Genomic DNA, 25,589 nt, shown 5'->3' with positions numbered 1-25,589 from the left:
CTAAATCAAAGCGCTTATCATAGCCGAAGCTGTCAAGGTGTTGCGACCGGCGCGCCGCTTCCAAAAAATCAAAACGAGCGATTTTTCAATGTCCAAAGTCAAATTGAGCACTAACCACGGCGACATCGTCCTGGAACTGAACGCCGAGAAAGCGCCAGAAACGGTTGCCAACTTTGTGCAGTACGTCAAAGAAGGCCATTACGCCAACACTGTTTTCCATCGGGTCATCAGCAACTTCATGATCCAGGGCGGTGGTTTTGAGCCCGGCATGGCGCAAAAGAAAACCCGCGCCACCATCAAGAACGAAGCCAGCAATGGCCTTTCCAACGAGAAATACACGGTTGCCATGGCCCGCACCATGGAGCCGCACTCAGCCTCTTCCCAGTTTTTCATTAACGTGGGTGACAACGAATTCCTTAATCACACGGCACCCACCGTTCAAGGTTGGGGCTACACCGTGTTCGGTCACGTGGTCGAAGGCACCGACGTGGTGGACAAGATCAAAGGCGTCGCCACCACGATGAAAGCCGGTCATCAAGACGTGCCGGCTGAAGATGTGATCATCACTAACGCCGAGATCGTTGAGTGATCTTACTGATTTCTGATTTGCACCTGGAAGAACAACGCCCGGACATTACCCGGACGTTTCTTGGTCTGCTTGAAGGGCGAGCAAAGGCAGCCCAAGCGCTGTACATCCTCGGAGACTTCTTCGAGGCCTGGATCGGCGACGACGCGATGTCGCCGTTTCAGCTTTCGATCTGCCAAGCCCTGAGCCGACTCAGCGACAGCGGCACTAAAATCTTCCTGATGCACGGTAATCGCGACTTCATGCTCGGGCGCGCCTTCTGTAAAGCCGCGGGCTGCACGTTATTGAATGACCCCAGCGTGGTGCAAATTAACGGCGAACCGGTGCTGTTGATGCACGGCGACAGCCTGTGTACCCGAGACGAAGCCTACATGCGCATGCGCCGTTACTTGCGCAACCCACTGACGCTGTTTGTGCTGCGTCATCTCCCGCTAAGCACCCGGCACACGCTGGCGCGCAAACTGCGCAATGAAAGCCAGGCGCAGACCCGAATGAAAGCCAACGACATCGTCGACGTCACCCCGGAAGAAGTGCCTCGCATCATGGCGCTATATGGCGTGCACACGTTGATTCATGGCCACACTCACCGCCCCGCGATTCATAAACTGCAGCTCGGTGATGAGGCGGCTAAGCGGATTGTGTTAGGGGATTGGGATCGTCAGGGCTGGGCATTGCAGGTGGATGAACAGGGCTTTCAGTTAGCGGCGTTTGATTTTGTGCCAGATAACCCGACCCCCCAGCTTTCGCCGTAACCGGCGGCATTAGCTCTGTTGGGGCCCAACGCGCTCTGCGCCACGGCGAGAGTCTGTGCGAGACAGGCTTGCCTGCGAACGGATTGACTCGGTAGCGCCTGACCCACCGCCTTCGTTGGCAAGCCAACTCCCACCGTTGTCCTCATTTTCACAGCGAAAATTTTCTGTAGGAGGTCCTGCATCAATGCCCTGCCGGAGGCCCGGCTTTCGCGGTGAACGGTGGTTTGGCCATCCACACCAAGATGATCAACGCAAAGAAGCACCAACCCAGCATGTAGAAGTAGTCCACGGTGGACATCATGTAGGCCTGAGCATTGACCACTGATTCAAGTTGCGCATAGGCCTTACTCCCCGCCCCGCCCAGCGTGGTGATTGCATCGCGAGTTGCCGGTTCGTAGGCGTTGATGCTTTCGCTCAGGTACGCATGGTGCTGGTTAGCCCGACGAATCCAGATCCATGTCGTCAGGGAAGCCGCAAAACTACCGCCTAGGTTGCGCAGGAAGGTCGCCAGCCCAGAGCCGTCGGCAATCTGGTTGGGCGGCAGGTCAGACAGCAGAATGGTCAAGGTCGGCATGAAGAACAGCGCAATGCCCGCCCCCATGAACAGCTGCACCATGGCGATGTGATAGAAATCCACCTGACTGGTGAAGTCAGCGCGCATAAAGCAACTGAGTCCAATCGCGAAAAAAGCTATCCCGGCCAACAGTCGCATGTCGAATTTGTGCGCATATTTGCCGACAAAGGGCGACATCAACACTGGCAAAACACCGAGCGGCGCCACCGCAAAACCTGCGTAAGTCGCGGTATAGCCCATTTGCGTTTGTAGCCATTGCGGTAGCAATAGATTGATACCGAAGAACGCCGAGTAACCACCCACCAACGTAATGGTGCCGATGCGGAAGTTGCGGTAGGCAAACAGACGCAAATTGACGATCGGATGTTTGTCAGTCAATTCCCAAATAACAAAAATGGCCAGGCTGATCGCTGAGATCACCGCCCCGATCATGATGAAATGGGACGAGAACCAATCCAGGTCGTTACCCTTGTCGAGCACGATTTGTAGCGCCCCGACCCCGATAATCAAGGTGATTAACCCCACGTAATCCATCGGCTGACGACTGGTGACCACCGGCCGGGTGCGCATCTGCGAGCGCACCACCAAGGCCGCAAAAATCCCAATGGGGACGTTGATAAAGAAGATCCAAGGCCAGCTGTAGCTGTCGGTAATCCAGCCGCCCAAAATCGGACCGGCAATCGGCGCCACCACCGTGACCATCGCCAGCAATGCCAGTGCCATCCCCCTTTTCGCCGGCGGGTAAACCGCTATAAGCAGGGTTTGCGTCATCGGGTACAACGGCCCGGCGACCACGCCCTGCAACACCCGAAAACCCACCAGCTCAGGCATCGAGGTGGAAATACCACACAAGAACGAAGCCATCACGAACAGGATCGTGGCCCATAGAAACAGCTTCACTTCGCCGACCCTACGGCTAAGCCAGCCAGTCAAAGGCAACGCAATGGCGTTACTCACCGCGAACGAGGTGATCACCCAAGTGCCTTGCTCCGAACTCACGCCCAGGTTACCGGCGATGGTCGGCAACGCGACGTTGGCGATGGTGGTGTCGAGCACCTGCATGAAGGTCGCCAGAGACAGGCCGATGGTGCACATCAACAAGCTGGGCGGTGTAAAAGAGGCCGGGGCGTTCGAGCTCATCGCGAATCCTTTAAATCTTCAACCGCGCTCCGGCACACGCGCCGGAGCTAATGGATTGGCGTATCAGCGCTGAGCCGTTTTGCTGCTAGTGGCGGCACTGTTTTCGTGAATCAACCGCGTGATCATTGCGTCGGCGTCGGCCAGCTGTTTGTCATAGATATTGGTGCTGAACAACGCTTTCTTCGGCGGTTGCTGCGCCAATACCGGACCGCTCTGGTCGTGGAGATTGACATCGACCACAGTGGACAGGCCAATGCGCAATGGGTGCTCGGTCAACTGATCCGAGTTGACGTGAATACGCACCGGGATCCGCTGCACGATCTTGATCCAGTTACCGGTGGCGTTCTGCGCAGGAAGCAGGGCAAACGCACTGCCCGTACCGGCGCCAACACTGTCAACGGTACCGGTGTACTTCACGTCGCTGCCGTACAGATCCGCTTCAATGTCGACCTGCTGACCGATGCGCATCATGCCCAGTTGCGTTTCCTTGAAGTTGGCGTCGATCCACACTTCATTGAGCGGAATCACTGCCATCAACGCCGTGCCCGGCTGAACCCGCTGACCCAATTGAACGGTGCGCTTGGCCACGTATCCGGTGACCGGCGCGACCAAGGTACTGCGAGCGTTGGCCAAGTAAGCCTGGCGCAACTGCGCGGCGGCGGCTTTCACGTCCGGATGCGAGGACACAACGGTGTCATCGACCAAGGCCGAACTGGTCGCCAATTGCTGCTGCACATTGTTCAAACTGTTTTGAGCAGTGGTCAGATCGTCACGGGCATGGGACAGCTCTTCCTGGGAAATTGCCCCGCCTGCCGCGAGATTTTTCCGCCGGTTGAAGTTGTCCTGAGCTTTCTGCACTTCAGCCCGTTGTGCTGCCAACTGCGCTTTCATGCCGTCGACATTGCTGTACAAACCGCGCACTTGGCGCACGGTCTTGCCCAGGTTTGCCTCAGCACTTTGCAGGCCGACTTCGGCATCGCTTGGGTCAAACTGAATCAACACTTGTCCCTCTCGGACCAAGTCACCGTCGTCGGCGCCAATGCTCACTACCGTGCCGGTTACCAATGGCGTGATCGCCACCACGTTGCCGCTCACGTAGGCGTCATCAGTGCTTTCATTCCAGCGCCCGTACTTTTCGTACCAGAACCAGATACCCAGGGCGCCCACAATGACCAGCACCAGGACCAGCAACAGCCAGAACCTGCGCTTGCCCGGATTGGCGTCCTTGGGAGGCGCCTGATCTTTTTGCTGGGCCTGATCCTTAGGCGCATTCTGATCTTTTTGGTCGTTTGTCGAAGCATTATCGGTAGCGGCAGTAGCCATGACGATTACCTTGAGTTATTCAGTCTGCGAAGCGGTTGAAGGGGTACCCGGGCCGGCGTTCTGGTCAGCAGAGCTGCTTTGAAAGCCGCCGCCCAAGGCTTGCATCAACTGAATCGAGAGGTCGATTCGTTCGGCGGTGAGGTCGGCCAATTGGCGTTGGGACTGGAGCAGTTGCTGTTCGATGGTCAGGACGTCGACATAGTTGCCGATCCCCGAGCCAAAACGTTGAGCCGCCGTGTCATACGAGGCTTTGGCAATGTCGCTGGCGCGCTGTTGAGCCTCGATTTGGCGACTGATAGAGCGCATTTGGGACAAGGTGTCACTGACATCGCCCAAGGCTTGAACCAGACTTTTGTTGTACTGCGCCACCGCGAGGTCGTAATCGGCATCGCGGGCATCGAGATCAGCACGCAAGCGCCCACCGTCGAAAATCGGCAGCGAAACCGCCGGAGCAATATTGAAGAAGCGGCTGGCCGAGCCAAACATCGCATCCCCCAGCAGTGACTCACTACCGACGGCAGCACTCAGGTTCAAGTTGGGATAAAAATTGGTTTTCCCGGCCACAATAGTCTTGCTCGCTGCTTCCACCCGCCAGCGCGCCGCGACCAGATCAGGACGACGCCCCAACAACTGCGCAGGCAACGACGACGGCAGCGCTACAGCGCTAGGCTTGAGTACGCTTGGCCGGGCGATTTCATCGCCGCGGTCCGGACCTTTGCCGAGCAATACCGCCAAGCTGATTTTTGCACTGCGCAGGCGTTTTTGCGCATCGATCAACTGGGCTTCGGAGCCGGCTTCCAGGCTTTGGGTCTGCTGGAATTGAAAGCGGCTGTCGATGCCCGAGTTCAGTCGGCGGTTGCCCAACTCAAGCATTTGCCGGGTGCGCTTCAAGTCATCCGCCGCCAGGTCATACACCACATGGGCCTGACCGAGGTCGCTATAGGCTCGAGCCACATTGGCGGCGAGTGTCAGCCGGGCGGACTGTTGATCGATTTCGGCGGCACGCGCTTGGCCCAACGCAGCTTCCCACGTGGCGCGTTGCCCGCCCCACAAATCGAAGGTGTAGTTAAAATTCAAATCCAGGTTACGCACTGTGGAGTAAGTGCCGCCCTCACCCGTTGGGCTCTGATCGGCAGCCAAGCGGGAACGGGAAACGCCGCCTTCGGCATCCAGGATTGGCGTGCGCTGGGCATCGGCCGCATACGCAGCAGCACTGGCCTGATGCGCACGGGCACTGGCGATCTGCATGTCGGGGCTGTCGCGCAACGCTTCGGCGATCAAACGGTCGAGCTGAGGATCACCGAGGCTTTTCCACCATTCACTTTTCGGCCAGGCCGCTGGCGACAGCTTGATGTCCTTAAAGCTCTGCGCAGTCTGCAAACTGTGCGCATCCAAGCTCATCCCCTTGGTTACCAAGCCCTGGTAATTGGCGCAACCGGCCAAGCTCATGGCGAAAGCCAGCATCAGGAATGCCGGCTTAAACGAGGTTCGGACGACTAAGCGGTTCATTGCTCACTCGCTTGGTTGAAGCCCAGGCGGGCGATAGTGATTTGATCGTCAGCGGCCACTAACACTTTTGTCAGGATCTGCTCCAGACGTTTCACTTCGGCGCTGTCGAGCGCCGCGAATAAGTCATTCATTGCCTCGGCACCAATCTGCGGCAGCCGCTGCGACAGCTTCTGGCCTTCGTCGGTCAGCGCGAGCTTGACCTGACGACGGTCGGTTTCCGAACGATCGCGAACCAGCAAACCCTTCTGCACCAGACGATCAATCATCCGCGTCATCGAACCGCTGTCCAGAGACAGATGCCGGCACAGTTCAACCGGCGTATCGCTCTGATACTGGCCTACGATAATCAGCACTTTAAATTGCGAAGAGGTCACACCGTAAGGCACCAGATGGGTGTCGAGGATGCGATTCTTCAGGCCGTCAACGCGGCCTATCAGCAAGCCCATGAGACCGGCGTGAAAGTTCTCGGGAGTGAAGTGTTTCATCGAGTCACCAAAAAGCTGCCTAGGCAGGAATATGACAAGATGTTACTGCTTAGGCAGCGAATGTCCAAGCATTAAATAGGAGGCTTTGTTTTTATCTCGAAGAAACCGCTGAACGGACGTTCAGCGGCGTGGCTGCTTAGCGCTGAGCCAGGTTTTGCGGAACACCACTGTGAAAGCGGAACTCGACATCCGGGCTGTCGATCAAGCTGGCTTCCACCACCCGGATCCTTTCGATGGTCTGTGCCACATCGGCGGCATCGCCATACTGATAAGCCAACTTCAGGTAACCCTGATAATGCCGCGCTTCGCTATTGAGCAAGCCGTGATAAAAAGCGCCCAGTTCTTCGTCCAGATGTGGCACCAGCTTCTCAAAGCGTTCGCAACTGCGCGCTTCGATGAACGCGCCAACCACCAACGTATCGCTGAGTTTGACCGGCTCATGGCTGCGCACGGCGGATCTAAGACCAGATGCATATCGGCTAGCGGACAGCGGGCGCCAATCGACCTTGCGCTTTTTCATCAGGCGTACGACCTGCTCATGGTGCACCAACTCTTCCCGGGCCAGCCGCGACATCATCAGGACCATGTCGGTGTACGCGCCGTATTTAGCGATCATGCTCATGGCGGTGCTGGCGGCTTTAAATTCACAATTTTTGTGATCGAGCAGCATCGTCGGTTGATCAGCCAGCGCCGCTTCGACCCAGGCGTCAGGGGTTTTGCAGCCAAGGAACTCGTGGATTTCAGGCATCACGGAGGCCCGTTGGGCCTTGGCGGCAGGAAGCGGAGCGTCGATTGCTGGGTTCAGTTGCATAGGTTCACAGTCGGCCGGGGTGGGCAAAGCGCAGCATTATACGAGGGCCGTGGGAATGAAACAGCGTCAGGTAGCGGATTTGTCCTGATCTGAATCAACTACCGAGTCAGCAGACTGCAACTATAGTTGTGGTTACCGCCATCGGCCGAGGTTCTCCCGTATGCAAGCCGTTCGCAGCATCCTTGTGATCATCGAACCTCACGACGCCGAAAGTCTGGCCCTCACCCGGGCCAAGCTGATCGCTTGCGTGACCCAAGCGCACCTGCACCTGCTGATCTGCGACAAAAAAAACGACCATTCGCTACTGCTCGAAGAACTCACGGACGACTTGCTCAGGGCCGATTTCAACGCCACCGCCCAACAAGCCTGGAACGACAGCCCGCACCAAACCATCATTGATGTGCAGCAAGCAGAAAACTGCGGACTGGTGATCAAGCAGCACTTCCCAGACAACCCGCTGAAAAAAGCCCTGCTGACACCCGACGATTGGAAACTGCTGCGCAAATGCCCCAGCGCGGTATTGATGGTCAAGACCGCGACCTCATGGACCGGCGGCGTCATCCTCGCAGCCGTGGATGTCGGCAACGCCGACGGCGAGCACCGGGCGTTGCATTTCAGCATCGTCGATTACGGCTTTGAAATTGCCGCATTGACCAAGGGTCAGTTGCATGTGATCGCTGCCCACCCCGCGCCCATCCTCTCGGCAGTCGATCCCGCCGTCCATATCCAAGCGCGTTATCAAGAGCAGTGTTTGGCGTTTCAGACTGAGTTCGACGTTGACGACAGCCATTTGCACATCGCAGAAGGCCCCGCCGACGTGTTGATTCCGCACACCGCGCACACGCTTAAAGCCGCAGTCACCATCATCGGCACCGTCGGACGCACCGGCATTTCAGGCGCATTGATCGGCAACACCGCTGAAGTCATTCTCGATTCGCTGGAAAGTGATGTGCTGGTGCTGAAAACCGAAGAGGTTATTGCGCATTTGGAAGCATTGGCCGTCAACGGCTGATCTGATGCGGTGCCTGCGATGGCGCCTTCGCGAACAAGTTCGCTCCCGCCGGGTAATGCGCAGTTCATTCTGTGGGACCGAATTTATTCGGGAAAGCCGCACCACCGCTTAACCGCCAAACGTATCCTTCAAAAACCCCGGCGCGATGTAACGTTCGTAATGGGCTTCAGACAACAGGAAAAACTCGCGATCAATGGCGTCCCGCAGGTCCGGCAGGTTCCAGCCGCGAAACTCCGGCATCAGGACCACGCCGTAGGCGTCGAGCTGGGTGATCACCCGCGCCCCGCGAGCAATTAACTGGTAGGCCCAGCAATACACCGATTGATTCGGCACGAAGCGAATTTTGCGCTGCTCCAGTTGCAGGCGCAGCTTGGCGGGGTCGAACACCTGAAGTTTGCCCGCCATGACCTGCACCAACAATTGTTCCAGTCGCAACCAAACCGCACGTTTTTCAGCCTCGTTGTAACCATTCCAATTGATCACTTCGTGGTGAAAACGCTTGCAGCCACGGCACACCAGATCCCCATAAACAGTGGAACAGAGGCCGACGCACGGGGTTTTGATGGTTTGATTGGGCATAGGAAACAAGGCTACGACAGGCGAAACAGGTCAGCATGTTATCCCTTTGTCTAACGAGGGTCACCCTTGAACGTGCTGTGGTTAACTTACTTTTAGCCAATTTTTGCCGTAGAATCAGCGAGCCTTTTAAGGCGCCAATGTCCGTTAGAAGCTGTTTTCAAAGCGTCACGAGCACAGTTAAGTAACCCCGCAGTCCGGTGTCGACCCAGGAATTCCTCGTGAAATCCCCTGAGTCGACACTCATCAGCCGTCCTGCAGGCGTCAAACTTTGAAAACAGCTTCTGTAAGGAATAACCGTTTCTCTGACCAAGGGGCTCAAAAGCTTCGTCGTGCAGGGTGCGAGTTATTTCTGGATGAGCGTCCCGGACACCCATTTGGGACCACTGATGAGGGTAATAACTGTGCTTGAAGCCTACCGTAAACACATCGAAGAGCGCGCCGCTCTGGGTATCGTTCCCCAGCCGCTTAACGCCGAACAAACCGCAGGCTTGATCGAGCTGCTGAAGACCCCTCCGGCTGGCGAAGAAACCTTTCTTCTCGACCTGATCACCAATCGCGTTCCACCAGGCGTTGATGAAGCCGCTTACGTCAAGGCCGGCTTCCTGTCCGCTCTGGCGAAAGGCGAAGTCACCTCCCCGCTGATTGACAAAAAACACGCCGTTAAACTGTTGGGCACCATGCAAGGTGGCTACAACATCGTCACGTTGGTCGACCTACTCGACGACGCCGTATTGGCGCCAGAGTCTGCCAAAGCACTCAAGCACACACTGTTGATGTTCGACGCATTCCACGACGTGGCCGAAAAAGCCAAGAACGGCAACGTTCACGCCCAAGAAGTCCTGCAGTCCTGGGCTGACGGCGAATGGTTCCAGAATCGCCCTACCCTGGCCGAAAAAATCAGCCTGCGCGTGTTCAAGGTCACCGGCGAAACCAACACCGACGACCTGTCCCCAGCGCCTGATGCCTGGTCCCGCCCTGACATCCCGCTGCACGCACTCGCCATGCTGAAAATGGCCCGTGACGGCATCGTGCCTGATCAACAAGGCGCCATCGGCCCGATGAAGCAAATCGAGCGCATGCGCGGCGAAGGCTTCCCTATTGCCTACGTCGGTGATGTGGTCGGTACCGGTTCGTCGCGTAAGTCAGCCACCAACTCCGTGTTGTGGTTCTTCGGCGACGACGTTCCAAACGTGCCGAACAAGCGCGCTGGCGGTTTCTGCTTCGGCAACAAAATTGCTCCCATTTTCTACAACACCATGGAAGACGCCGGCGCACTGCCGATCGAATTCGATGTGACCCACATGAACATGGGCGACGTGATCGACGTTTACCCGTACGCCGGTAAAGTCACCAAACACGACAGCGAAGAAGTCCTGGCCACCTTCGAAATGAAGACCCCTGTGCTGTTGGACGAAGTCCGTGCTGGCGGCCGTATCCCGCTGATCATCGGCCGTGGTTTGACCGAGAAAGCCCGTACCGAATTGGGCCTGCCGCCTTCGACGCTGTTCAAGCTGCCTGAGCCACCGATTGCCAGCACCAAGGGTTTCACCCTGGCGCAGAAAATGGTCGGCAAGGCGTGCGGCGTAACCGGCATCCGTCCAGGCACGTACTGCGAACCAAAAATGACCACCGTCGGTTCCCAGGACACCACTGGCCCGATGACCCGCGACGAGCTGAAAGACTTGGCTTGCTTGGGTTTCTCCACCGATCTGGTCATGCAGTCGTTCTGCCACACCGCGGCGTATCCAAAGCCGATCGACGTGCAGACTCACCACACGCTGCCTGATTTCATCATGACCCGCGGCGGCGTTTCCCTGCGTCCGGGCGATGGCATCATCCACAGCTGGCTGAACCGCATGCTGCTGCCGGACACTGTCGGTACCGGTGGTGACTCCCACACCCGCTTCCCAATGGGCATTTCGTTCCCAGCAGGTTCCGGTCTGGTCGCGTTTGCTGCTGCCACGGGTGTTATGCCACTGGACATGCCGGAATCGATCCTGGTTCGCTTCAAAGGCAAAATGCAGCCGGGCGTTACTCTGCGCGACTTGGTTCATGCCATTCCTTACTACGCGATCCAGGCTGGCCTGTTGACCGTAGAGAAGAAAGGCAAGAAGAACGCGTTCTCCGGTCGCATCCTGGAAATCGAAGGCCTCGACAACCTGAGCATCGAACAGGCTTTCGAGCTGTCCGACGCCTCGGCCGAACGCTCTGCTGCCGGTTGCACCATCAAGCTGTCCAAAGAGTCGATCACCGAGTACCTGAACTCCAACATCACCTTGCTGCGCTGGATGATCGGCGAAGGCTACGGCGATGCACGGACTCTGGAACGTCGCGCTCAAGCGATGGAAGCCTGGGTTGCCAACCCTGAGTTGATGGTTGCCGATGCTGACGCCGAATACGCCGAAACCATCGAAATCAACCTCGACGAAATCAAAGAGCCTGTGCTCTGCGCGCCAAACGACCCGGACGACGCCCGTCTGCTTTCCAGCGTTGCTGGCGAGAAGATCGACGAAGTGTTCATCGGTTCGTGCATGACCAACATTGGTCACTTCCGCGCTGCCGGTAAGTTGCTGGACAAGGTTAAAGGTCAGCTTCCAACCCGTCTGTGGCTATCGCCGCCGACCAAAATGGACGCTCACCAGTTGACCGAAGAAGGTTACTACGGCATCTACGGCAAAGCCGGCGCGCGCATGGAAATGCCGGGCTGCTCGCTGTGCATGGGTAACCAGGCTCGCGTTGAACCAAACTCCACCGTGGTCTCGACCTCAACCCGTAACTTCCCGAACCGCTTGGGCGATGGCGCGAACGTTTACCTGGCTTCGGCTGAGTTGGCGTCCGTTGCATCGATCCTCGGTCGCCTGCCGACCGTCGAAGAGTACATGGCCTACGCGAAAGAAATCGACACCATGGCAGCGGACGTTTACCGCTACCTGAGCTTCGATCAAATCGCAGAATTCCGTGAGTCGGCAGCCAATGCCAACATCCCGGTTATTCAAGCGTAAAGAAACACCGCGTTGAAAAAACCCCATCCTGGTGATGGGGTTTTTTTATGACCCGAAGATCGCCTGCAGGAGCCAATGTGTTGGCGAAGGTCCTTCGGACCTCATCGCAGCCTTCGGCAGCTCCTACAGAATCTGTGTAGCGCCAAACCGTGGGACCGAATTTATTCGGGAAGGCTTCAGTCCTGACTCCCTGCAACCTCAAACCACACCAAGTGCCACACAGTTCGCTGCGCGACAGCGCGGCGTCGAAGACGTGGCGGACTCTCCTACAGAAATCTGTGAATCGCCAGAATCCGTGGTATCAGGCGCACCGCGTCAGGCCCTCTTTCGCCAACAAGTTCGCTCCTACAAATCACAAAAAAAGCCCCACATCTCTCGACGCGGGGCTTTTTGATTTACCGCTTCAACTCAAACCATCAAATCACGCTGGCTTGCCCACTCATGGCCAGATCCAGCAATTCGCGGTTGGCCACCGCATACATCGCGTAATCCGTACCGCTTGCAGCACGCAACTCAACCAACATGGCGCGCCAGCGATCGACCATTGGCATGTGCTGTTCAAGCCACGCTTCCAGACGTGCTTCGATCTCTGCCGGCGCGTCAGGCTGTTGCAGGACCGACACCGTAATAGCCCGTTGCTGCCAGTCGATGTCGTCGCGGAAGGCTTCACGGGCCAGCGCTTGCCAGTTGTTTTCAACCGGCAAGTTACTGATCTGTTGCAAGTACCAGGTCACGTCCAGCGAACTGCCCACAGCGAAGTAAGCCTTGGCCACGTCGGCAGCGTTCTGCCCAGTGACGTCCGACGCTTCGATGATCGGCAGCAGCGTGTAGAGGTGGCTAGTGCCCGCAACCATGCGCGCCAGCAATTCTGGAACACCGGCTTCGACATACGCCTCATAACGGCTCATCCAGACGTCACGGGTCGGGCCTTCGAGCAACTCGTCGAGTTTCAGACCCAGGGCGGCGACGTGCGGACCAAAGTGTGCAACATCACGACCGGCGTCCAATTCGTTGCGACGGCTGCGCAGGAACCAACGCGTGGCGCGACGGCCCAGGCGCATCAGCTCGTCCATCAGCGCCAGCTGGATTTCAGCCGGCACCTTGGTGTCCAGCGCTTCGATCTGACGGAACCAGTGCGGCAGGTGGAAGATGTCCCGCACGATCACGTACGCACCGGCCACGTTGGCAGCGCTCATGCCGGTGGACTCTTTGAGCCGCTGCACGAAGGTGATGCCCATGTGGTTAACCAGATCGTTGGCGATCTGGGTGCTGACAATTTCGCGCTTGAGTCGGTGACGACGCATGGCTTCGGAGAATTTCGCCGCCAGGGACGGCGGGAAAGCCGTTTCCATGTCGCGAGCGAGGTAGTCGTCGTCCGGCACGCGAGACTCAAGCAAGGATTCCTTGAGGTCGATTTTGCTGTACGAAATCAGCACCGACAGCTCAGGACGGGTCAAGCCATGGCCTGCCGCGATGCGCTCAGCCAGTTGCTCTTCGGCTGGCAGGAACTCGATGGCACGGTCCAGCTTGCCCCGTGCTTCCAGATCGTTCATCAAGCGCTTGTATTCAGCGATCCGCTCGTAAGCCCGACGCGCAGCCAAGGACAATGCCTGGGTCTGCTTGTAGTTATTGCCCAATACCAAGTGGCCCACTTCGTCGGTCATGCTTTCCAGCAGCTGGTTACGCTGTTTTTCAGTCATGTCGCCTGCCTGAACCACTTCGTTAAGCAGGATCTTGATGTTTACCTCGTGGTCGGAGCAATCCACGCCACCGGCGTTGTCGATGAAGTCGGTGTTAGAACCGCCGCCATTGAGGCCGAATTCGACGCGACCCAGTTGGGTCATGCCGAGGTTGCCGCCCTCGCCTACCACTTTGCAGCGCAGCTCGTTACCGTTCACCCGCAGCGCATCGTTGGCCTTGTCGCCCACATCAGCGTGGCTTTCTTCGCTGGATTTAACGTAGGTGCCGATGCCGCCGTTCCACAGCAAATCAACCGGCGCCTTGAGCAACGCGTTGAGCAGCTCGGTCGGGGTCAGCTTGTCGGCGCTGATGTCGAAACGCGCTTTCATCTCTGGGCTGATCGGAATGCTCTTCAAACTGCGCGGATAAATCCCGCCGCCCTGGGACATGATGCTGGTGTCGTAGTCCGACCAGGACGAACGTGGCAGATCGAACAAGCGTTGACGCTCGACGAAGCTGTTAGCCGGTTCCGGGTTTGGATCGATGAAAATATGCAGGTGGTTGAACGCGGCCACCAGTTGCAAGGTTTCTGACATCAACAAGCCGTTACCGAAGACGTCACCGGCCATGTCGCCGATACCGATCACGCTGATGTTGTCCTTCTGGACATTGATGTCGCGTTCACGGAAGTGACGCTGCACACCGACCCACGCGCCTTTGGCGGTGATGCCCATCTTCTTGTGGTCGTAACCGGCCGATCCACCGGACGCAAACGCGTCGCCGAGCCAGAAGCCGTATTCGATGGCGATGCCGTTGGCGATGTCGGAGAAAGTTGCGGTGCCTTTGTCGGCAGCCACCACCAGATACGGGTCATCTTCGTCGTGGCGCACCACATTCAGCGGCGGCACCAAGCCACCGTCTTTCAGGTTATCGGTGATGTCCAACAGGGCGGAGATGAAGATCTTGTAGCAGGCAATCGCCTCGGCCTGAGTCTCATCGCGGCTGCCACCCAGCAACGGCAGACGACGCGGAATGAACCCACCTTTGGCGCCTACTGGCACGATGACCGAGTTCTTCACTTGCTGAGCTTTTACCAAGCCCAACACTTCAGTACGGAAATCTTCTTCACGGTCCGACCAACGCAGACCTCCGCGAGCGACGTTACCGAAGCGTAAATGCACGCCTTCAACCCGTGGCGAATAGACGAAAATCTCGAATTTCGGCACCGGCTTCGGCAGCTCGGGAATCAGACGCGGGTTGAACTTGAAGCTGAAATAGCTCTTGTTCTGGCCGTTGGCATCGGGCTGATAAAAGTTGGTCCGCAGGGTGGCTTTGATCAGGTCCAGATAACGCCGCAGGATACGGTCTTCATTGAGCACCTGAACCTCGTCCAAGGCCGTCAAAATCGCCTGTTCCAGACGCAGCTGTTTGTCTTCCAGGTCATCGCCGGTGAGTTTGCGCGCCAGATAGAAACGCGTCTTGAACAACCGGGTCAGCTCGCGAGCGATTTCCGTGTGGTTATTCAGGGTGCTCGCGATGTAGCCAAGGTCGAAGCCCAAACGGATTTGCTTCATGTAGCGCGCATAAGCCCGCAGCAACGCCACATCGCGCCAAGGCAAACCGGCGGTCAGCACCAAACGGTTGAACGCATCGTTTTCGGCATCGCCGCTGACGATGTGGACAAACGCGTCTTGCAGGGTGTCGTTCAGTTGCGAGATGTCGAGGTTCAAGCCTTCGCCAGCAGTGAAAGCAAAATCGTGAATCCAGAATTCGCGGCCATTGGTACGACGCAGACGATAGGGGAATTCGCCCAATACCCGTAGGCCGAGGTTTTCCAGGATCGGCAGCACGTCGGACAACGCCAGCGGTGTGTCTGCGTGGTACAGCTTGCAGTGCAGTTGTTGCTTGCCGCCTTGTGCCAGCGGTTGATAAAAGCTCATCACCAGGGGGTTGGCTTCGGTCAGGCTCAGCAAATGCTGCATATCGACCACCGCCGAATGCGCGGCAAAGCGCTCGCGGTAACCGGCTGGGAAGCCTTTCGGGAAGTCGGCCAATACGCTGGTACCGTGGGCTTCGCCGAAGCTTTCGACCACTAGGCTCGAATAGTCGTCCTGCCACGAACGGCAGGCCTGAACCACTTCGTTTTCCAGTTGCTGCGGATCGATGTCGAGGCGGCTTTTCGGGTCCACACGCAGGATCAACTGCACGCGGGCCAGAACTGACTCGGAGAAGAAGGTCCAGAATTCGCAATCGCTGGCTTTCAAGCGATCCATCAGCACTTGCTGGATCTTCTGCCGAACTTCGGTGGAATACACGTCACGCGGCACGTAGGCAAGGCAATAGCAGAAGCGGCCGTACGGGTCTTTGCGCAGGAACACGCGAATCTTGTTGCGCTCCTGGATCTGCACGATAGACATCACGGTGTTGAACAGCTCGTCCACCGGCGTCTGGAACAGGTCATCACGCGGCAGCACTTCCACGACCTGGGTCAGTTCTTTACCCAAATGCGCCTTTGAATCGAAACCCGAGCGACGCTCCACTTCCGCCACCTTGCGACGGATATAGGGGATCTGACGCACGCTTTCGCCGTACACCGACGAGGTGTACAAGCCCATGAATCGGCATTCTTTGGTGACGTTACCGCTAGCGTCGATCTGGCGGATTGACACGTAGTCCGGGTAGGCCGGGCGGTGCACGCGGCTTGGGTGAGCGGCCTTGGCGAACGACAGCAACATCGGCTCTTGCAGGTAATTCACTGCGTAGTCTTCGATGTGCAGGTCGTCTTTGGTCAGCCCGGCACGCAGCAGCTTAGTCAGACCGAGGAACGACGACTCGTCATACACCAGGTAGCCACCGGCCTCGTCGCTGCGGACTTCAAATTCTTCATAGCCGAGGAAGGTGAAGTGGTTATCCACCAACCATTGCAGGAAGACCTTGACCTCGGATTTCTCGCCCTCTTCGACGGCGAACTCCATGGTATCGATGCCGGCCAGCAGCTCGCCGATCTTGCTCTTCATCGGTTCGAAATCAGCGACCGCGACCCGTACTTCGTCCAGCACTTGTTCCAATTCACGCGCCAGCACGTTCATTTCAGCGGAGTTGGCGCAGCGGTCGATTTCCAGGTACATCAGCGATTCTTGCTGCACGTCATCACCGTTGCTGCCTTTTGGCAGCAGCTCCAGCAATTCGCCATTGGCACCCCGACGGGCGCTGAGCACGGTGGTTTGCAGGGTATGAATGCTGTAACCGCGGCGGTTCAGTTCGGTGCGTACCGAATCCACCAGGAACGGTAAATCGTGGTGCAGAACCTCAACTGCGGTGTGGGTCGACTGCCAGCCGTGACGTTCGTAATCCGGGTTGTAGACCCGCACTTGCGGATGAATACTTTCAAAACGTTCAAGCAGTCGCCAGGCAGACAGGGTGCAACCGGCCAGGTCGGATAGCCGGCGCTGGGTCAGTTCATCAAGGGAGATAATGCCGAAGAATTGCTCAGCGAACAGCGCCACTTGTGGCAGTGCCTGTTCACTGATGTGCTGCGCCAGTGCTGCTTGCAGTTGATGCTGAAAGTCAGACTTGCTGGCTGCGGTGAAGAACGCCATCTGTGGTACTCCGCTTGGGCTTTTATTGATGGAAACGTCGCATCCCCTTCTGGGGGATCGCCATCACGCGTGCTGGAATTAAACAAAAGCAGCACAGCATGACAGGGTAGTGAAGCTATAGAACAAACGCTCGTCGCGAACGGGTAGTCACATCTGTTTGTTTGACTGCGCGTGACGAAAAAAATGGGCCGTATCTAAAAAGGCACTGCCCAGGCAGGCGCTGTCGTTACCGGCTTTCATCTGCTGCGCAGCTTAACGATTGCGAGCCTGACCGTGCTTGCGGTGCGGCGACATATTCGGTCATCGGCAGCCCGACGCCGCGCAACCCATGGGTAAACTGAGCCGTCCACTGCGGTATCATCACGCCTGCCCGTTTTCGATAAACCCGGAGTTCACTCATGCTGATCAACACCCCAAGCATCATCGTCAATCCATGCGACGACGAATACGACGACATGGCGATGCTGAGCTGCCACGGCGAAACCGGCGACCTGTTCTTGCTGACGCGTTTCCCGGACGAGACCCAGGTGGAAATTACCGTCGGCGATGACAAATCACTGGAGCTGAAAAGCCTGAAGGCAACCCTCAGCGCCGAGCGCTTGCTGATCGAAATCGATCCGGAAGATGCCAAACAGCTGGAGGGCCACGCAGAATATGAGATCCGGCACGGCATGTCGGGAGCCGACCTGCGGGAAGTAGCCGAAACTCTGCAATTGATTCTGGACGATGTGGGTACTTACGTAAGCGAAATTGACTGATTGAAACCGGACGTATGAGGTGTGCTCGACATACCGCTTCGCAGTTCACAGACCTGTAGGAGGGGCCGCCACATCTTCGACGCCGCGCTGTCGCGCAGCAAACTAGTTGGCACTTTCTGTGGTTTGAGATTGCAGGGTGTCAGGACTGGCGCCTTCCCGAATAAATTCGGTCCCACGGGTTTTGGCGCTGCACAGTTTCTGTAGGAGCTGCCGAAGGCTGCGACAAGGCCGAAGGACCTTCGCCAACAAGTTGGCTCAGATGGCCGCCTCCCTGTAGATCGCCAGTGAATTGAATATCGAATTGCGGGAAGAGGCCCCGTGAAACCATGCGGCCGAACGCAGGCGTTGCGCAGGGGGTAACGAGGCAAGGATGCCGAGAAAGCCGTGCGCGGCCAGGGACGGCCGCTCACGGCGACCCCCGGAGCAACGCTGGAGTGAGGGAAGACCGAGCCTAAGCGAGGGCCCGCATGGTGGGGCAAGCGTTTTGGGGGACCTTTTTGCGGTTCGGCGCTCCGACGTTTGAAAAAGGTGCCTCGCTGTAAAAGCGAAACCATAAGATCAGCAACCACAAAGGCCGGATACACACACGAAACTCAGCGCCAACCTATTGTTTATAAAAGATTAAAATAAGTTTTATAACAGCAACCTTTTGGCGAGACGATATACCTGACACACCGCTTCGCCAACACGTGGCTCCTACAGAAGATTTTTGACAGACCCCGGGTTGCGGCGAAAATCGGCGCTATAAGTCCACTGGATAGGGCAATCACCTCGAAATCCCGGAAAAAACCCTATAGCCGTTAGTCGGCACCGCTCGGATGGATTAAAGTAACGCCCCCAGTTGCGGTGTCATTTGACGCCGCTGATCATCTGCCAGGAACCGTCATCCGATGGAACATCGTGAAGCGCTGATTGCGCTGCGAACCTTTCTTTCAACGCAGATTCTCGGTCAGGAAAAACTGATCGAACGGCTATTGATTGCCCTGCTCGCTGACGGCCATATGTTGGTCGAGGGCGCACCGGGTCTGGCCAAGACCAAGGCGATCAAAGAACTGGCCGAAGGCGTTGAAGCGCAATTCCATCGTATTCAGTTCACGCCCGACCTGTTGCCAGCCGACATCACCGGTACGGAGATCTATCGTCCCGAAACAGGCAGCTTCGTCTTCCAACAGGGGCCGATCTTCCACAACTTGGTGCTCGCCGATGAAATCAATCGCGCGCCGGCCAAGGTGCAATCGGCACTGCTCGAGGCCATGGCCGAACGTCAGGTCAGCGTCGGGCGTAGCACGTATGAACTGTCACCGCTGTTTTTGGTGATGGCGACCCAGAACCCGATTGAGCAGGAAGGCACCTACCCGCTGCCCGAAGCCCAGCTCGACCGCTTCCTGATGCACGTCAAAATCGGCTTCCCGGACGCGGCCGTCGAACGCAAGATTCTGCAGCAGGCCCGTGGCGAAGCGCTGAATGGCGAAACCAAGCCAGAACGCCGGGTCAGCCAGCAAGCCATTTTTGCCGCGCGCAAAGAAATTCTTGGCCTGTACATGGCCGATGCGGTGGAGGAATACTTGGTGCAACTGGTCATGGCCACGCGCACCCCGGCCAAGTTCGACCCGGAAATGGCCGACTGGATCGCTTATGGCGCCAGCCCCCGTGGATCCATCGCCCTGGACCGTTGCGCTCGGGCCCACGCTTGGCTCGCCGGGCGAGATTTCGTCAGCCCGGAAGACATTCAAGCCGTGCTGTTCGACGTGCTGCGTCACCGCATCATCCTGTCGTTTGAGGCCGAAGCAGCCGGAATTGATCAGGACCGCGTGATCCAGCGCATCCTCGACGTCGTGGCTGTCGCCTGACCCCATGCAACCGCAGCCGATTGCCGACCCCGGAATTCGCGTCAGCCTCGACGAACTGATCGAGATGCGTCATCGCGTGCGCGAAGTGCAGCTGTTTTCCACGCCCAACCAGCGCAGCCCGCTGATCGGCCTGCACCACTCGAAACTGCGTGGCCGAGGCGTCGACTTCGACCAGGTGCGCGTCTATCAGGCCGGCGATGACGTACGCACCATCGATTGGCGCGTCACCGCCCGCACCCAGGAACCGCACACCAAATTGTTCCATGAAGAACGCGAGCGGCCGATTTTCATTCTGGTCGAGCAAAGCCGTCGGCTATTTTTTGGCTCCGGGCTGATGTTCAAATCCGTGCTGGCGGCCCAGGCCGCCGCACTGATCGGCTGGGCAGCCCTAGGCCACAATGATCGGGTCGGCGGACTGGTGTTTGGCGACAACGAACACTACGAGATCAAACCTCGGCGCAGTAAGCAGAGCCTGCTGCAATTGCTCAATCGGCTGGTGCGGGTCAACCAATCACTGAACACCGAAATTGCTGCCGACCGTGATGCATTCGGTATCGCCTTGCGCCGGGCGCGAGAGGTGTTACGCCCCGGCAGCCTGGTATTTGTGATTTGCGATGAACGAGCGATTTCCGACGCGGCGGAGCAACAATTGAACCTGCTATCACGGCATTGCGACCTGCTGCTGTTGCCGTTGTCCGATCCGCTTGATCATGCGTTGCCGGCGGCAGGCCTGCTGCGATTCGCCGAGCGTGGCGCGCGACTGGAACTGGACACCTTGGATCCCGAGTTGCGCCAGGCTTACCGCGCCCAAGGCGAAGCACGGGTTGCACGCTGGGAATTGCTCGCGCAAAAACTGCACGTGCTGTCGATTCCGCTGAGCACCAAGAGCGGGATGGTCGAGCAATTGCGCGAATACCTGAGCGCCCAGCGCCCGGGTAAAAAACGATGAGTAACCTGGAGCAACTGCAGCCGCTGATACCGCCCTCGGCGATCGATATCTGGCCGCCAGCGCCGGGCTGGTGGATCGTGTTGCTCTTACTACCGTTTGCCGCCTGGGGGGTTTGGTGGTTGCGTCGTTATTGGCCAGGCAAGCGCTTGATCATCAGGTCCGAGTTGCCGTTGGACCCACTGCGACTGGCAGCGCTGGAAGAACTCGCGCAACTGCCCAAACCCTACGACGGCGCCCCCGCCGGCGCCTGGTTGCAACAACTTAATGCGCTACTGAAACGCTTGTGCCGCAACCACTACCCCTACAGCCAAAGCCACACGCTCAACGGCCGAAAATGGTTGGCGTTCCTCGACAACCGCTGCCCCGCGGCGGGCCTCACACGGTGGATGATATTGGTCGAAGGCGCTTACAAACCCGAATGCAAACTTGACGACAAAGCCATCACTGGCCTGAATCAAGCGGTCGACACCTGGATTCGCAAACATGTTTGAACTCGCCTGGCCGTGGATTTTCATCCTGCTACCACTGCCGTGGCTATTACGAGTATTGCTGCCTGCGGCAGACAGCGGCGAAGCGGCGCTAAAAATCGGTTTCCTGAGCGAGTTGGAAGAACTGGCCGGGCGTAAGGCGCGGGCCAATATGCCGGCATGGCGTCAGCAAATTCCGTTCATCGCGCTGTGGCTGTTGCTGCTGATGGCGGCGGCACGTCCGCAATGGCTGGGTGATCCGTTGCCGATAGCCGCCAGCGGCCGCGACTTGTTGGTGGCGGTGGACGTTTCCGGCTCCATGGACTACCCCGACATGCGCTTGAACGACGAAGACGTCAGCCGCCTGAACTTGGTCAAGCACCTGTTAGGGGATTTTCTGGCCAGTCGCCAAGGTGATCGCGTCGGCTTGATCCTGTTTGGCAGCCGCGCCTACGTTCAGGCGCCGCTGACCTTCGACCGACGCACCGTGCGCATCTGGCTGGATGAGGCAAAAGTCGGTATCGCTGGCAAAAATACCGCCATTGGTGACGCTATCGGTCTGGCCATCAAACGTCTGCGCCAACGTCCGGCGCAAAGCCGGGTACTGATTCTGGTGACTGACGGCGCCAACAACGCCGGGCAAATCGACCCCGTTACTGCGGCGCGCTTGGCCGCTGGCGAAGGCGTGAAGATCTACACCATCGGCATCGGCGCCGACCCCAACCAAGGCGGCTCGCTGGCCATGCTGGGCCTCAGCCCCAGCCTTGACTTGGACGAACCCAGTCTCAAGGAAATCGCTGATATCACCGGCGGCCGGTACTTCCGCGCCCGTGATGGTCAGCAGTTACAAAAGATCAAACAGACCCTCGACAAACTTGAACCGGTCGCCCAACAACCGACCCAAGCACGCCCGGCGCAGACGCTTTATCGCTGGCCGCTGGCGGGTGCGTTATTGCTGAGCCTATTGTTGGTGGTGAGAGAGCGCTGGCCGAACACGCTGTTGCAGCGGTTTTTCAAACAGAAAGCTTTCTTACCCTCCAATGAACAGTGGCGGCAGCGGCTCAAGCGTTTGCGGAGGCGTCGATGATCGCGCTTTGGCCGCACTGGCTTCGTCCTGGCTGGCTGGCTGCCGTGCCCGTGTTGGGCTGGCTGCTCTGGCAACTGTGGAATCGGCAACAACGCGCCGGACGCTGGCAAATGATTTTGCCTGCTGCGTTCCATGCGGTGCTGCTTGGCGGCGGCAAGGGCCGCGCCAGTAAGTTGCCGTGGATCGCGCTCGGCCTGGGCTGGACGCTCGCCATCCTGGCGTTGCTCGGCCCCAGTTGGCAGCGGGTAGAACAAATCAGCCAGAAACCTGCGGACCCCTTGGTGGTTGTACTCGAACTGACCCCGGAAATGATGGCCACCGACACACCCCCCACACGGGTCGAACAAGCGCGGCGCAAACTGCTCGATTTACTGCAAAACCGCAGCGACTCGCAGACCGCCATTGTGGTGTACGCCGGGAGCGCCCACACGCTGGTGCCATTGTCCGATGACTTGGGCACCAGCCGTAATCTGCTCGACGCGCTCAAACCCTCGATCATGCCGGAGGCCGGACACCGCGCCGACTTGGCCGTCAAAAAGGCCCTCGCCCTGCTCAAGCAAGGCGCCCAAGGCCAGGGTCGAGTGTTATGGATTGGCTCTTCGCTCAATGAACAAGAGCGCGAAGGCATTCGTCAGGCGATGGGCCGGGATGCGCCGCCGCTGCTGTTGCTCGGCATCGGCACCGCTGAAGGTGTGCCAGTTGCGCAGGAAAAAGGCGGTTTCCTCAAGGATGACCAAGGCGCGATTCTGCTGCCGCGCCTGGATGGCGCAAGCCTGAAAGACTTCGCCAGCCAACTTGATGGACTCTATCGTCAGGCACGTCTCGACGACTCCGATCTGCGCGGACTCGGCTTACTGGACAGCCCGCAAAGAGTGCGTAAGAACGGTCAAACCCTGCACTTGGACAGCTGGGACGATCAAGGTCCGTGGCTGATCCTGCCATTACTGTTGCTGGCGGCCTGCGCCGGGCGTAAAGGCTGGCTTTTTTGCCTGCCGCTGCTGTTCATGCTGCCGCAACCCAGCTACGCCTTCGAATTTGACGACCTGTGGCTACGCCCCGACCAACAAGGTCAGTATTTGCTTGAAGAAAGCCGTCCCGCCGAAGCCGCACGACACTTCGAAGACAGCCAATGGCAAGGCGTGGCGCTTTACGAGGCCGGCGAATACGCCAGTGCCGCTCAGCGATTCGCCGAAGGCAACACCGCTGCTGATCATTACAATCGCGGTAATGCTCTGGCCAAGGCCGGTGAATTGGAAGCGGCGCTGGATGCTTACGAACAGGCACTCGAACGTCAGCCAGACTTGAAACCGGCGTTAGCCAACAAAACCTTGGTCGAGCAAGTGCTGGAACAACGCAAGCAGCAGCGCAACGCCGACCTAAACAAAACCGCCGAGAGCAAAACTGAAGACCTCGGCCAGACCGCTCAACCCGGCGCGACCACTGAACCGCAAACCCCGCCACAACCGACGCCGCCCCCGGGCGATGACAGTGCAACCCGCGACAACGGTTTGAACAACCCGACAGCGACGGCGGGCGGCAACGATGTTCCGGGTTCACAACTCGGTGACGAAGGCACCACCCGACCACCGATTCGCCCGAGTGACACCACCCTCGACGGCGAGCGGCGGCAGGCGTTGGAGCAATGGTTACGGCAGATCCCGGACGATCCCGGCGAGCTGTTGCGACGTAAATTCTGGTACGAACAGCAACAACATCAGGGACAGAGTCGATGAGTCGCGTACACACCTTTTTGATTAGCCTTGCGCTCTGTTGCGTGGCCTTATCTGCCCAAGCGGCGATGCTGGTGGCCAGCGTCGACCGTGCGCGGCTGAACGCTGGCGAGACCGTGGAGCTGACGCTGGAGTCCGACGACCCTACCCTGTTTGGCAAACCGGACCTGAGTGCGCTGGACAACGACTTTACCGTTCAAGGCACGCGCCAGGTCAACCACCTGACGACCCTGGACGGTGGCTCTCAAGCCACCACGCGCTGGATCATTACCCTGCTGCCCAGACAGAACGGCACGGTGGAAATTCCGTCGTTGCAACTGGGCCAACTCACCAGCCAACCCATCACACTGCAAGTAACCCAAGGTGAAGACCAGGCACAAGGCAACGCTTTGGCGCCAGTGTTTATTGAGGCCAGCCTCGACCAAGACAGCGTCTACGTTCAGGCGCAAGCCGTGCTCACGCTGCGTATTTATCACTCGGTCCCGTTGTTTGATGACAGCAACCTGACGCCGTTGGTCATCCCGGACACCCGAATCGAACGGCTCGGAGATACCCGCACCTATGAAAAGCTGATCAACGGTATTCGCCACGGCGTTATCGAAATGCGCTACGCGATTTATCCACAACGCAGCGGCAACCTACTGATTCCCGCCCAGGTGTTCAGCGCAACCTTGGTCCAGGACAGTCCGAGCCAGGCTCAAGACCAGGGCCACAGCGCGCAACCGTCAGCCCCGAAACCGGGTAAATTGGTGCACGTCAGCTCGACGGAAATTACCCTGTCAGTCAAGGCGCAACCGGTTGATTACCCGGCCGACAGTCCATGGTTGCCGGCCCGCAGTGTAAGCCTGAGCGAAGACTGGAATCCTGAGCCCGACCACAGCTTGGTCGGTGACTCCCTGACCCGCAGCCTGACCCTCAAGGCTGAAGGCCTGTCCAGCGCACAATTGCCGCCGCTGCCCGCGACCACTGTCAGCGGTCTGCGACGCTACCCTGACCAACCGCAACTGAGCAATCAGGCCAGCGACCGGGGCTTGATCGGCAGTCGTATAGAGCGCGAAGCCCTGGTGCCGACCCGCACTGGCGCGATTGATTTGCCCACCGTTGACGTGGTGTGGTGGAACACCCACGAAGATCACTTGGAACACAGCAGCTTGCCCGCCCGGACCTTGCAGGTTGCGAGCAACCCAGGCTTGTCGGTCGACATGCCGGTCAACACCACTAATGGTCTGGGCGTTGGCGGTGCAGTGCTGTGGCCGTGGCAACTGAGCACGTTTTTGTTGGCCTGCTCGACCCTGATCGGCTTCGGCCTCTGGTGGCGGGCCCGTTGGCAACCAGCGGAGGCGCGGGTGGTACAAGCCGGCCCGAGCCCACGCACCGTGCTGGACGAACTGAAACGCGCCAGCCTGGCAAATGACCCGCAAGCAACCCGCCAGGCACTGGACGCTTGGGCCCGTCAACAACCGGAAACCCTGGCCGACATGGCCGCGCGGTTTGTCCCGTTGTCCGACGCCCTCGATGAACTGAACGGCGCGCTCTACAGCGAAACCGGCCACGACTGGCAAGGCGAAGCCCTATGGAGCGCCGTGCGCACCCTGCCCACCCGCGAACGAACCCAAGACCCAGCGGCCGACACCAGCCTGCCGCCGCTGTACCCGAAATAAGGTTAACGGCTAGACACAGTCACCCTGTGGGAGCG

18 protein-coding genes are annotated in these 25,589 nt (G+C 58.4%); 11 read left to right on the top strand and 7 right to left on the bottom strand.

Annotation, left to right across the window (positions count from 1 at the left end):
• The first annotated feature begins 88 nt into the window (after positions 1–88).
• Both RHM65_RS13855 and RHM65_RS13850 read left to right on the top strand, forming a co-directional pair.
• Positions 89–589, top strand: coding sequence for a peptidylprolyl isomerase (locus RHM65_RS13855; RefSeq protein ID WP_322165405.1), 501 nt, complete (start codon positions 89–91; stop codon positions 587–589).
• Complete coding sequence (locus RHM65_RS13850) at positions 586–1,338, top strand: UDP-2,3-diacylglucosamine diphosphatase (RefSeq protein ID WP_322183614.1); 753 nt, start codon at positions 586–588, stop codon at positions 1,336–1,338. The genes RHM65_RS13855 and RHM65_RS13850 overlap by 4 nt, the downstream gene beginning before the upstream one ends.
• A gap of 181 nt (positions 1,339–1,519) precedes the next feature.
• Here the strand turns inward: RHM65_RS13850 and RHM65_RS13845 are convergent, their stop codons facing one another.
• The 5 genes from RHM65_RS13845 to RHM65_RS13825 form a co-directional block, all read right to left on the bottom strand.
• Positions 1,520–3,052: a DHA2 family efflux MFS transporter permease subunit gene (locus tag RHM65_RS13845; RefSeq protein ID WP_322165407.1), complete on the bottom strand. Its 1,533-nt coding sequence runs from the start codon at positions 3,050–3,052 to the stop codon at positions 1,520–1,522.
• 63 nt (positions 3,053–3,115) lie between these two features.
• Positions 3,116–4,375, bottom strand: a complete 1,260-nt coding sequence (locus RHM65_RS13840) for an HlyD family efflux transporter periplasmic adaptor subunit (RefSeq protein WP_322183612.1) — start codon at positions 4,373–4,375, stop codon at positions 3,116–3,118.
• A gap of 15 nt (positions 4,376–4,390) precedes the next feature.
• Complete coding sequence (locus RHM65_RS13835) at positions 4,391–5,884, bottom strand: efflux transporter outer membrane subunit (RefSeq protein ID WP_322183610.1); 1,494 nt, start codon at positions 5,882–5,884, stop codon at positions 4,391–4,393.
• A complete protein-coding gene (locus tag RHM65_RS13830; protein WP_322183608.1) occupies positions 5,881–6,369 on the bottom strand; it encodes a MarR family transcriptional regulator in 489 nt (162 codons plus the stop codon). Before RHM65_RS13830 ends, RHM65_RS13835 begins: the two co-directional genes overlap by 4 nt.
• A 136-nt stretch (positions 6,370–6,505) precedes the next feature.
• Entirely contained in the window at positions 6,506–7,117 is a 612-nt protein-coding gene (locus tag RHM65_RS13825; protein WP_322171047.1) for a tRNA-(ms[2]io[6]A)-hydroxylase, read from the bottom strand.
• A 223-nt stretch (positions 7,118–7,340) separates the two neighbouring features.
• Between RHM65_RS13825 and RHM65_RS13820 the strand changes: the two genes are divergently transcribed.
• The gene (locus tag RHM65_RS13820) at positions 7,341–8,192 is read left to right on the top strand and encodes a universal stress protein (protein ID WP_322165411.1); all 852 of its coding nucleotides are present in this window, start codon (positions 7,341–7,343) and stop codon (positions 8,190–8,192) included.
• Between the two features lie 108 nt (positions 8,193–8,300).
• Here RHM65_RS13820 and RHM65_RS13815 read toward each other — a convergent pair whose 3' ends face one another.
• The gene (locus tag RHM65_RS13815; RefSeq protein WP_322165412.1) at positions 8,301–8,771 is read right to left on the bottom strand and encodes a DUF1289 domain-containing protein; all 471 of its coding nucleotides are present in this window, start codon (positions 8,769–8,771) and stop codon (positions 8,301–8,303) included.
• A 401-nt stretch (positions 8,772–9,172) separates the two neighbouring features.
• On the opposite strand from RHM65_RS13815, the gene acnB reads away from it, so the two are divergent.
• On the top strand, positions 9,173–11,773 hold the full coding sequence (gene acnB / locus RHM65_RS13810; protein WP_322185342.1) for a bifunctional aconitate hydratase 2/2-methylisocitrate dehydratase: 2,601 nt from the start codon (positions 9,173–9,175) through the stop codon (positions 11,771–11,773).
• Between the two features lie 416 nt (positions 11,774–12,189).
• On the opposite strand, the gene RHM65_RS13805 is transcribed toward acnB, so the two are convergent.
• A complete protein-coding gene (locus tag RHM65_RS13805) occupies positions 12,190–17,052 on the bottom strand; it encodes an NAD-glutamate dehydrogenase (protein ID WP_322183606.1) in 4,863 nt (1,620 codons plus the stop codon).
• Positions 17,053–17,450: 398 nt separating this feature from the next.
• Here RHM65_RS13805 and RHM65_RS13800 point away from each other — a divergent pair, with 398 nt between their 5' ends.
• From RHM65_RS13800 to RHM65_RS13770, 7 genes are all read left to right on the top strand, one after another.
• Entirely contained in the window at positions 17,451–17,810 is a 360-nt protein-coding gene (locus tag RHM65_RS13800) for a hypothetical protein (RefSeq protein WP_322165414.1), read from the top strand.
• A gap of 890 nt (positions 17,811–18,700) precedes the next feature.
• Positions 18,701–19,660: an AAA family ATPase gene (locus tag RHM65_RS13795; protein ID WP_219061506.1), complete on the top strand. Its 960-nt coding sequence runs from the start codon at positions 18,701–18,703 to the stop codon at positions 19,658–19,660.
• Between the two features lie 4 nt (positions 19,661–19,664).
• Complete coding sequence (locus RHM65_RS13790) at positions 19,665–20,609, top strand: DUF58 domain-containing protein (RefSeq protein ID WP_322183605.1); 945 nt, start codon at positions 19,665–19,667, stop codon at positions 20,607–20,609.
• Positions 20,606–21,100 carry a DUF4381 domain-containing protein gene (locus RHM65_RS13785; protein ID WP_322165416.1) on the top strand — a complete coding sequence of 165 codons (495 nt, stop codon included), beginning with the start codon at positions 20,606–20,608 and terminating at the stop codon, positions 21,098–21,100. The genes RHM65_RS13790 and RHM65_RS13785 overlap by 4 nt, the downstream gene beginning before the upstream one ends.
• Positions 21,093–22,163 (top strand): VWA domain-containing protein, encoded by a 1,071-nt coding sequence (locus RHM65_RS13780; RefSeq protein ID WP_322183604.1) that lies wholly within the window; start codon positions 21,093–21,095, stop codon positions 22,161–22,163. Before RHM65_RS13785 ends, RHM65_RS13780 begins: the two co-directional genes overlap by 8 nt.
• Positions 22,160–23,896 (top strand): VWA domain-containing protein, encoded by a 1,737-nt coding sequence (locus tag RHM65_RS13775; protein ID WP_322183603.1) that lies wholly within the window; start codon positions 22,160–22,162, stop codon positions 23,894–23,896. Before RHM65_RS13780 ends, RHM65_RS13775 begins: the two co-directional genes overlap by 4 nt.
• Positions 23,893–25,554 (top strand): BatD family protein, encoded by a 1,662-nt coding sequence (locus tag RHM65_RS13770; protein ID WP_322183602.1) that lies wholly within the window; start codon positions 23,893–23,895, stop codon positions 25,552–25,554. Before RHM65_RS13775 ends, RHM65_RS13770 begins: the two co-directional genes overlap by 4 nt.
• Positions 25,555–25,589 lie beyond the last annotated feature (35 nt).

This window comes from Pseudomonas sp. CCI4.2, assembly GCF_034350045.1.
Lineage (GTDB): Bacteria > Pseudomonadota > Gammaproteobacteria > Pseudomonadales > Pseudomonadaceae > Aquipseudomonas.
The sequence above is the reverse complement of the archived record's forward strand: the minus strand, read 5'-3'. Positions and strand labels throughout refer to the sequence as shown.

Coding starts and splice junctions, on each gene's coding strand:
- RHM65_RS13855 (WP_322165405.1), top strand. CDS start 89: ATGTCCAAAGTCAAATTGAGCACTAACCACGGCGACATCGTCCTGGAA.
- RHM65_RS13845 (WP_322165407.1), bottom strand. CDS start 3,052: ATGAGCTCGAACGCCCCGGCCTCTTTTACACCGCCCAGCTTGTTGATG.
- RHM65_RS13840 (WP_322183612.1), bottom strand. CDS start 4,375: ATGGCTACTGCCGCTACCGATAATGCTTCGACAAACGACCAAAAAGAT.
- RHM65_RS13835 (WP_322183610.1), bottom strand. CDS start 5,884: ATGAACCGCTTAGTCGTCCGAACCTCGTTTAAGCCGGCATTCCTGATG.
- RHM65_RS13830 (WP_322183608.1), bottom strand. CDS start 6,369: ATGAAACACTTCACTCCCGAGAACTTTCACGCCGGTCTCATGGGCTTG.
- RHM65_RS13825 (WP_322171047.1), bottom strand. CDS start 7,117: ATGCCTGAAATCCACGAGTTCCTTGGCTGCAAAACCCCTGACGCCTGG.
- RHM65_RS13820 (WP_322165411.1), top strand. CDS start 7,341: ATGCAAGCCGTTCGCAGCATCCTTGTGATCATCGAACCTCACGACGCC.
- RHM65_RS13815 (WP_322165412.1), bottom strand. CDS start 8,771: ATGCCCAATCAAACCATCAAAACCCCGTGCGTCGGCCTCTGTTCCACT.
- RHM65_RS13805 (WP_322183606.1), bottom strand. CDS start 17,052: ATGGCGTTCTTCACCGCAGCCAGCAAGTCTGACTTTCAGCATCAACTG.
- RHM65_RS13800 (WP_322165414.1), top strand. CDS start 17,451: ATGCTGATCAACACCCCAAGCATCATCGTCAATCCATGCGACGACGAA.
- RHM65_RS13795 (WP_219061506.1), top strand. CDS start 18,701: ATGGAACATCGTGAAGCGCTGATTGCGCTGCGAACCTTTCTTTCAACG.
- RHM65_RS13790 (WP_322183605.1), top strand. CDS start 19,665: ATGCAACCGCAGCCGATTGCCGACCCCGGAATTCGCGTCAGCCTCGAC.
- RHM65_RS13785 (WP_322165416.1), top strand. CDS start 20,606: ATGAGTAACCTGGAGCAACTGCAGCCGCTGATACCGCCCTCGGCGATC.
- RHM65_RS13780 (WP_322183604.1), top strand. CDS start 21,093: ATGTTTGAACTCGCCTGGCCGTGGATTTTCATCCTGCTACCACTGCCG.
- RHM65_RS13775 (WP_322183603.1), top strand. CDS start 22,160: ATGATCGCGCTTTGGCCGCACTGGCTTCGTCCTGGCTGGCTGGCTGCC.
- RHM65_RS13770 (WP_322183602.1), top strand. CDS start 23,893: ATGAGTCGCGTACACACCTTTTTGATTAGCCTTGCGCTCTGTTGCGTG.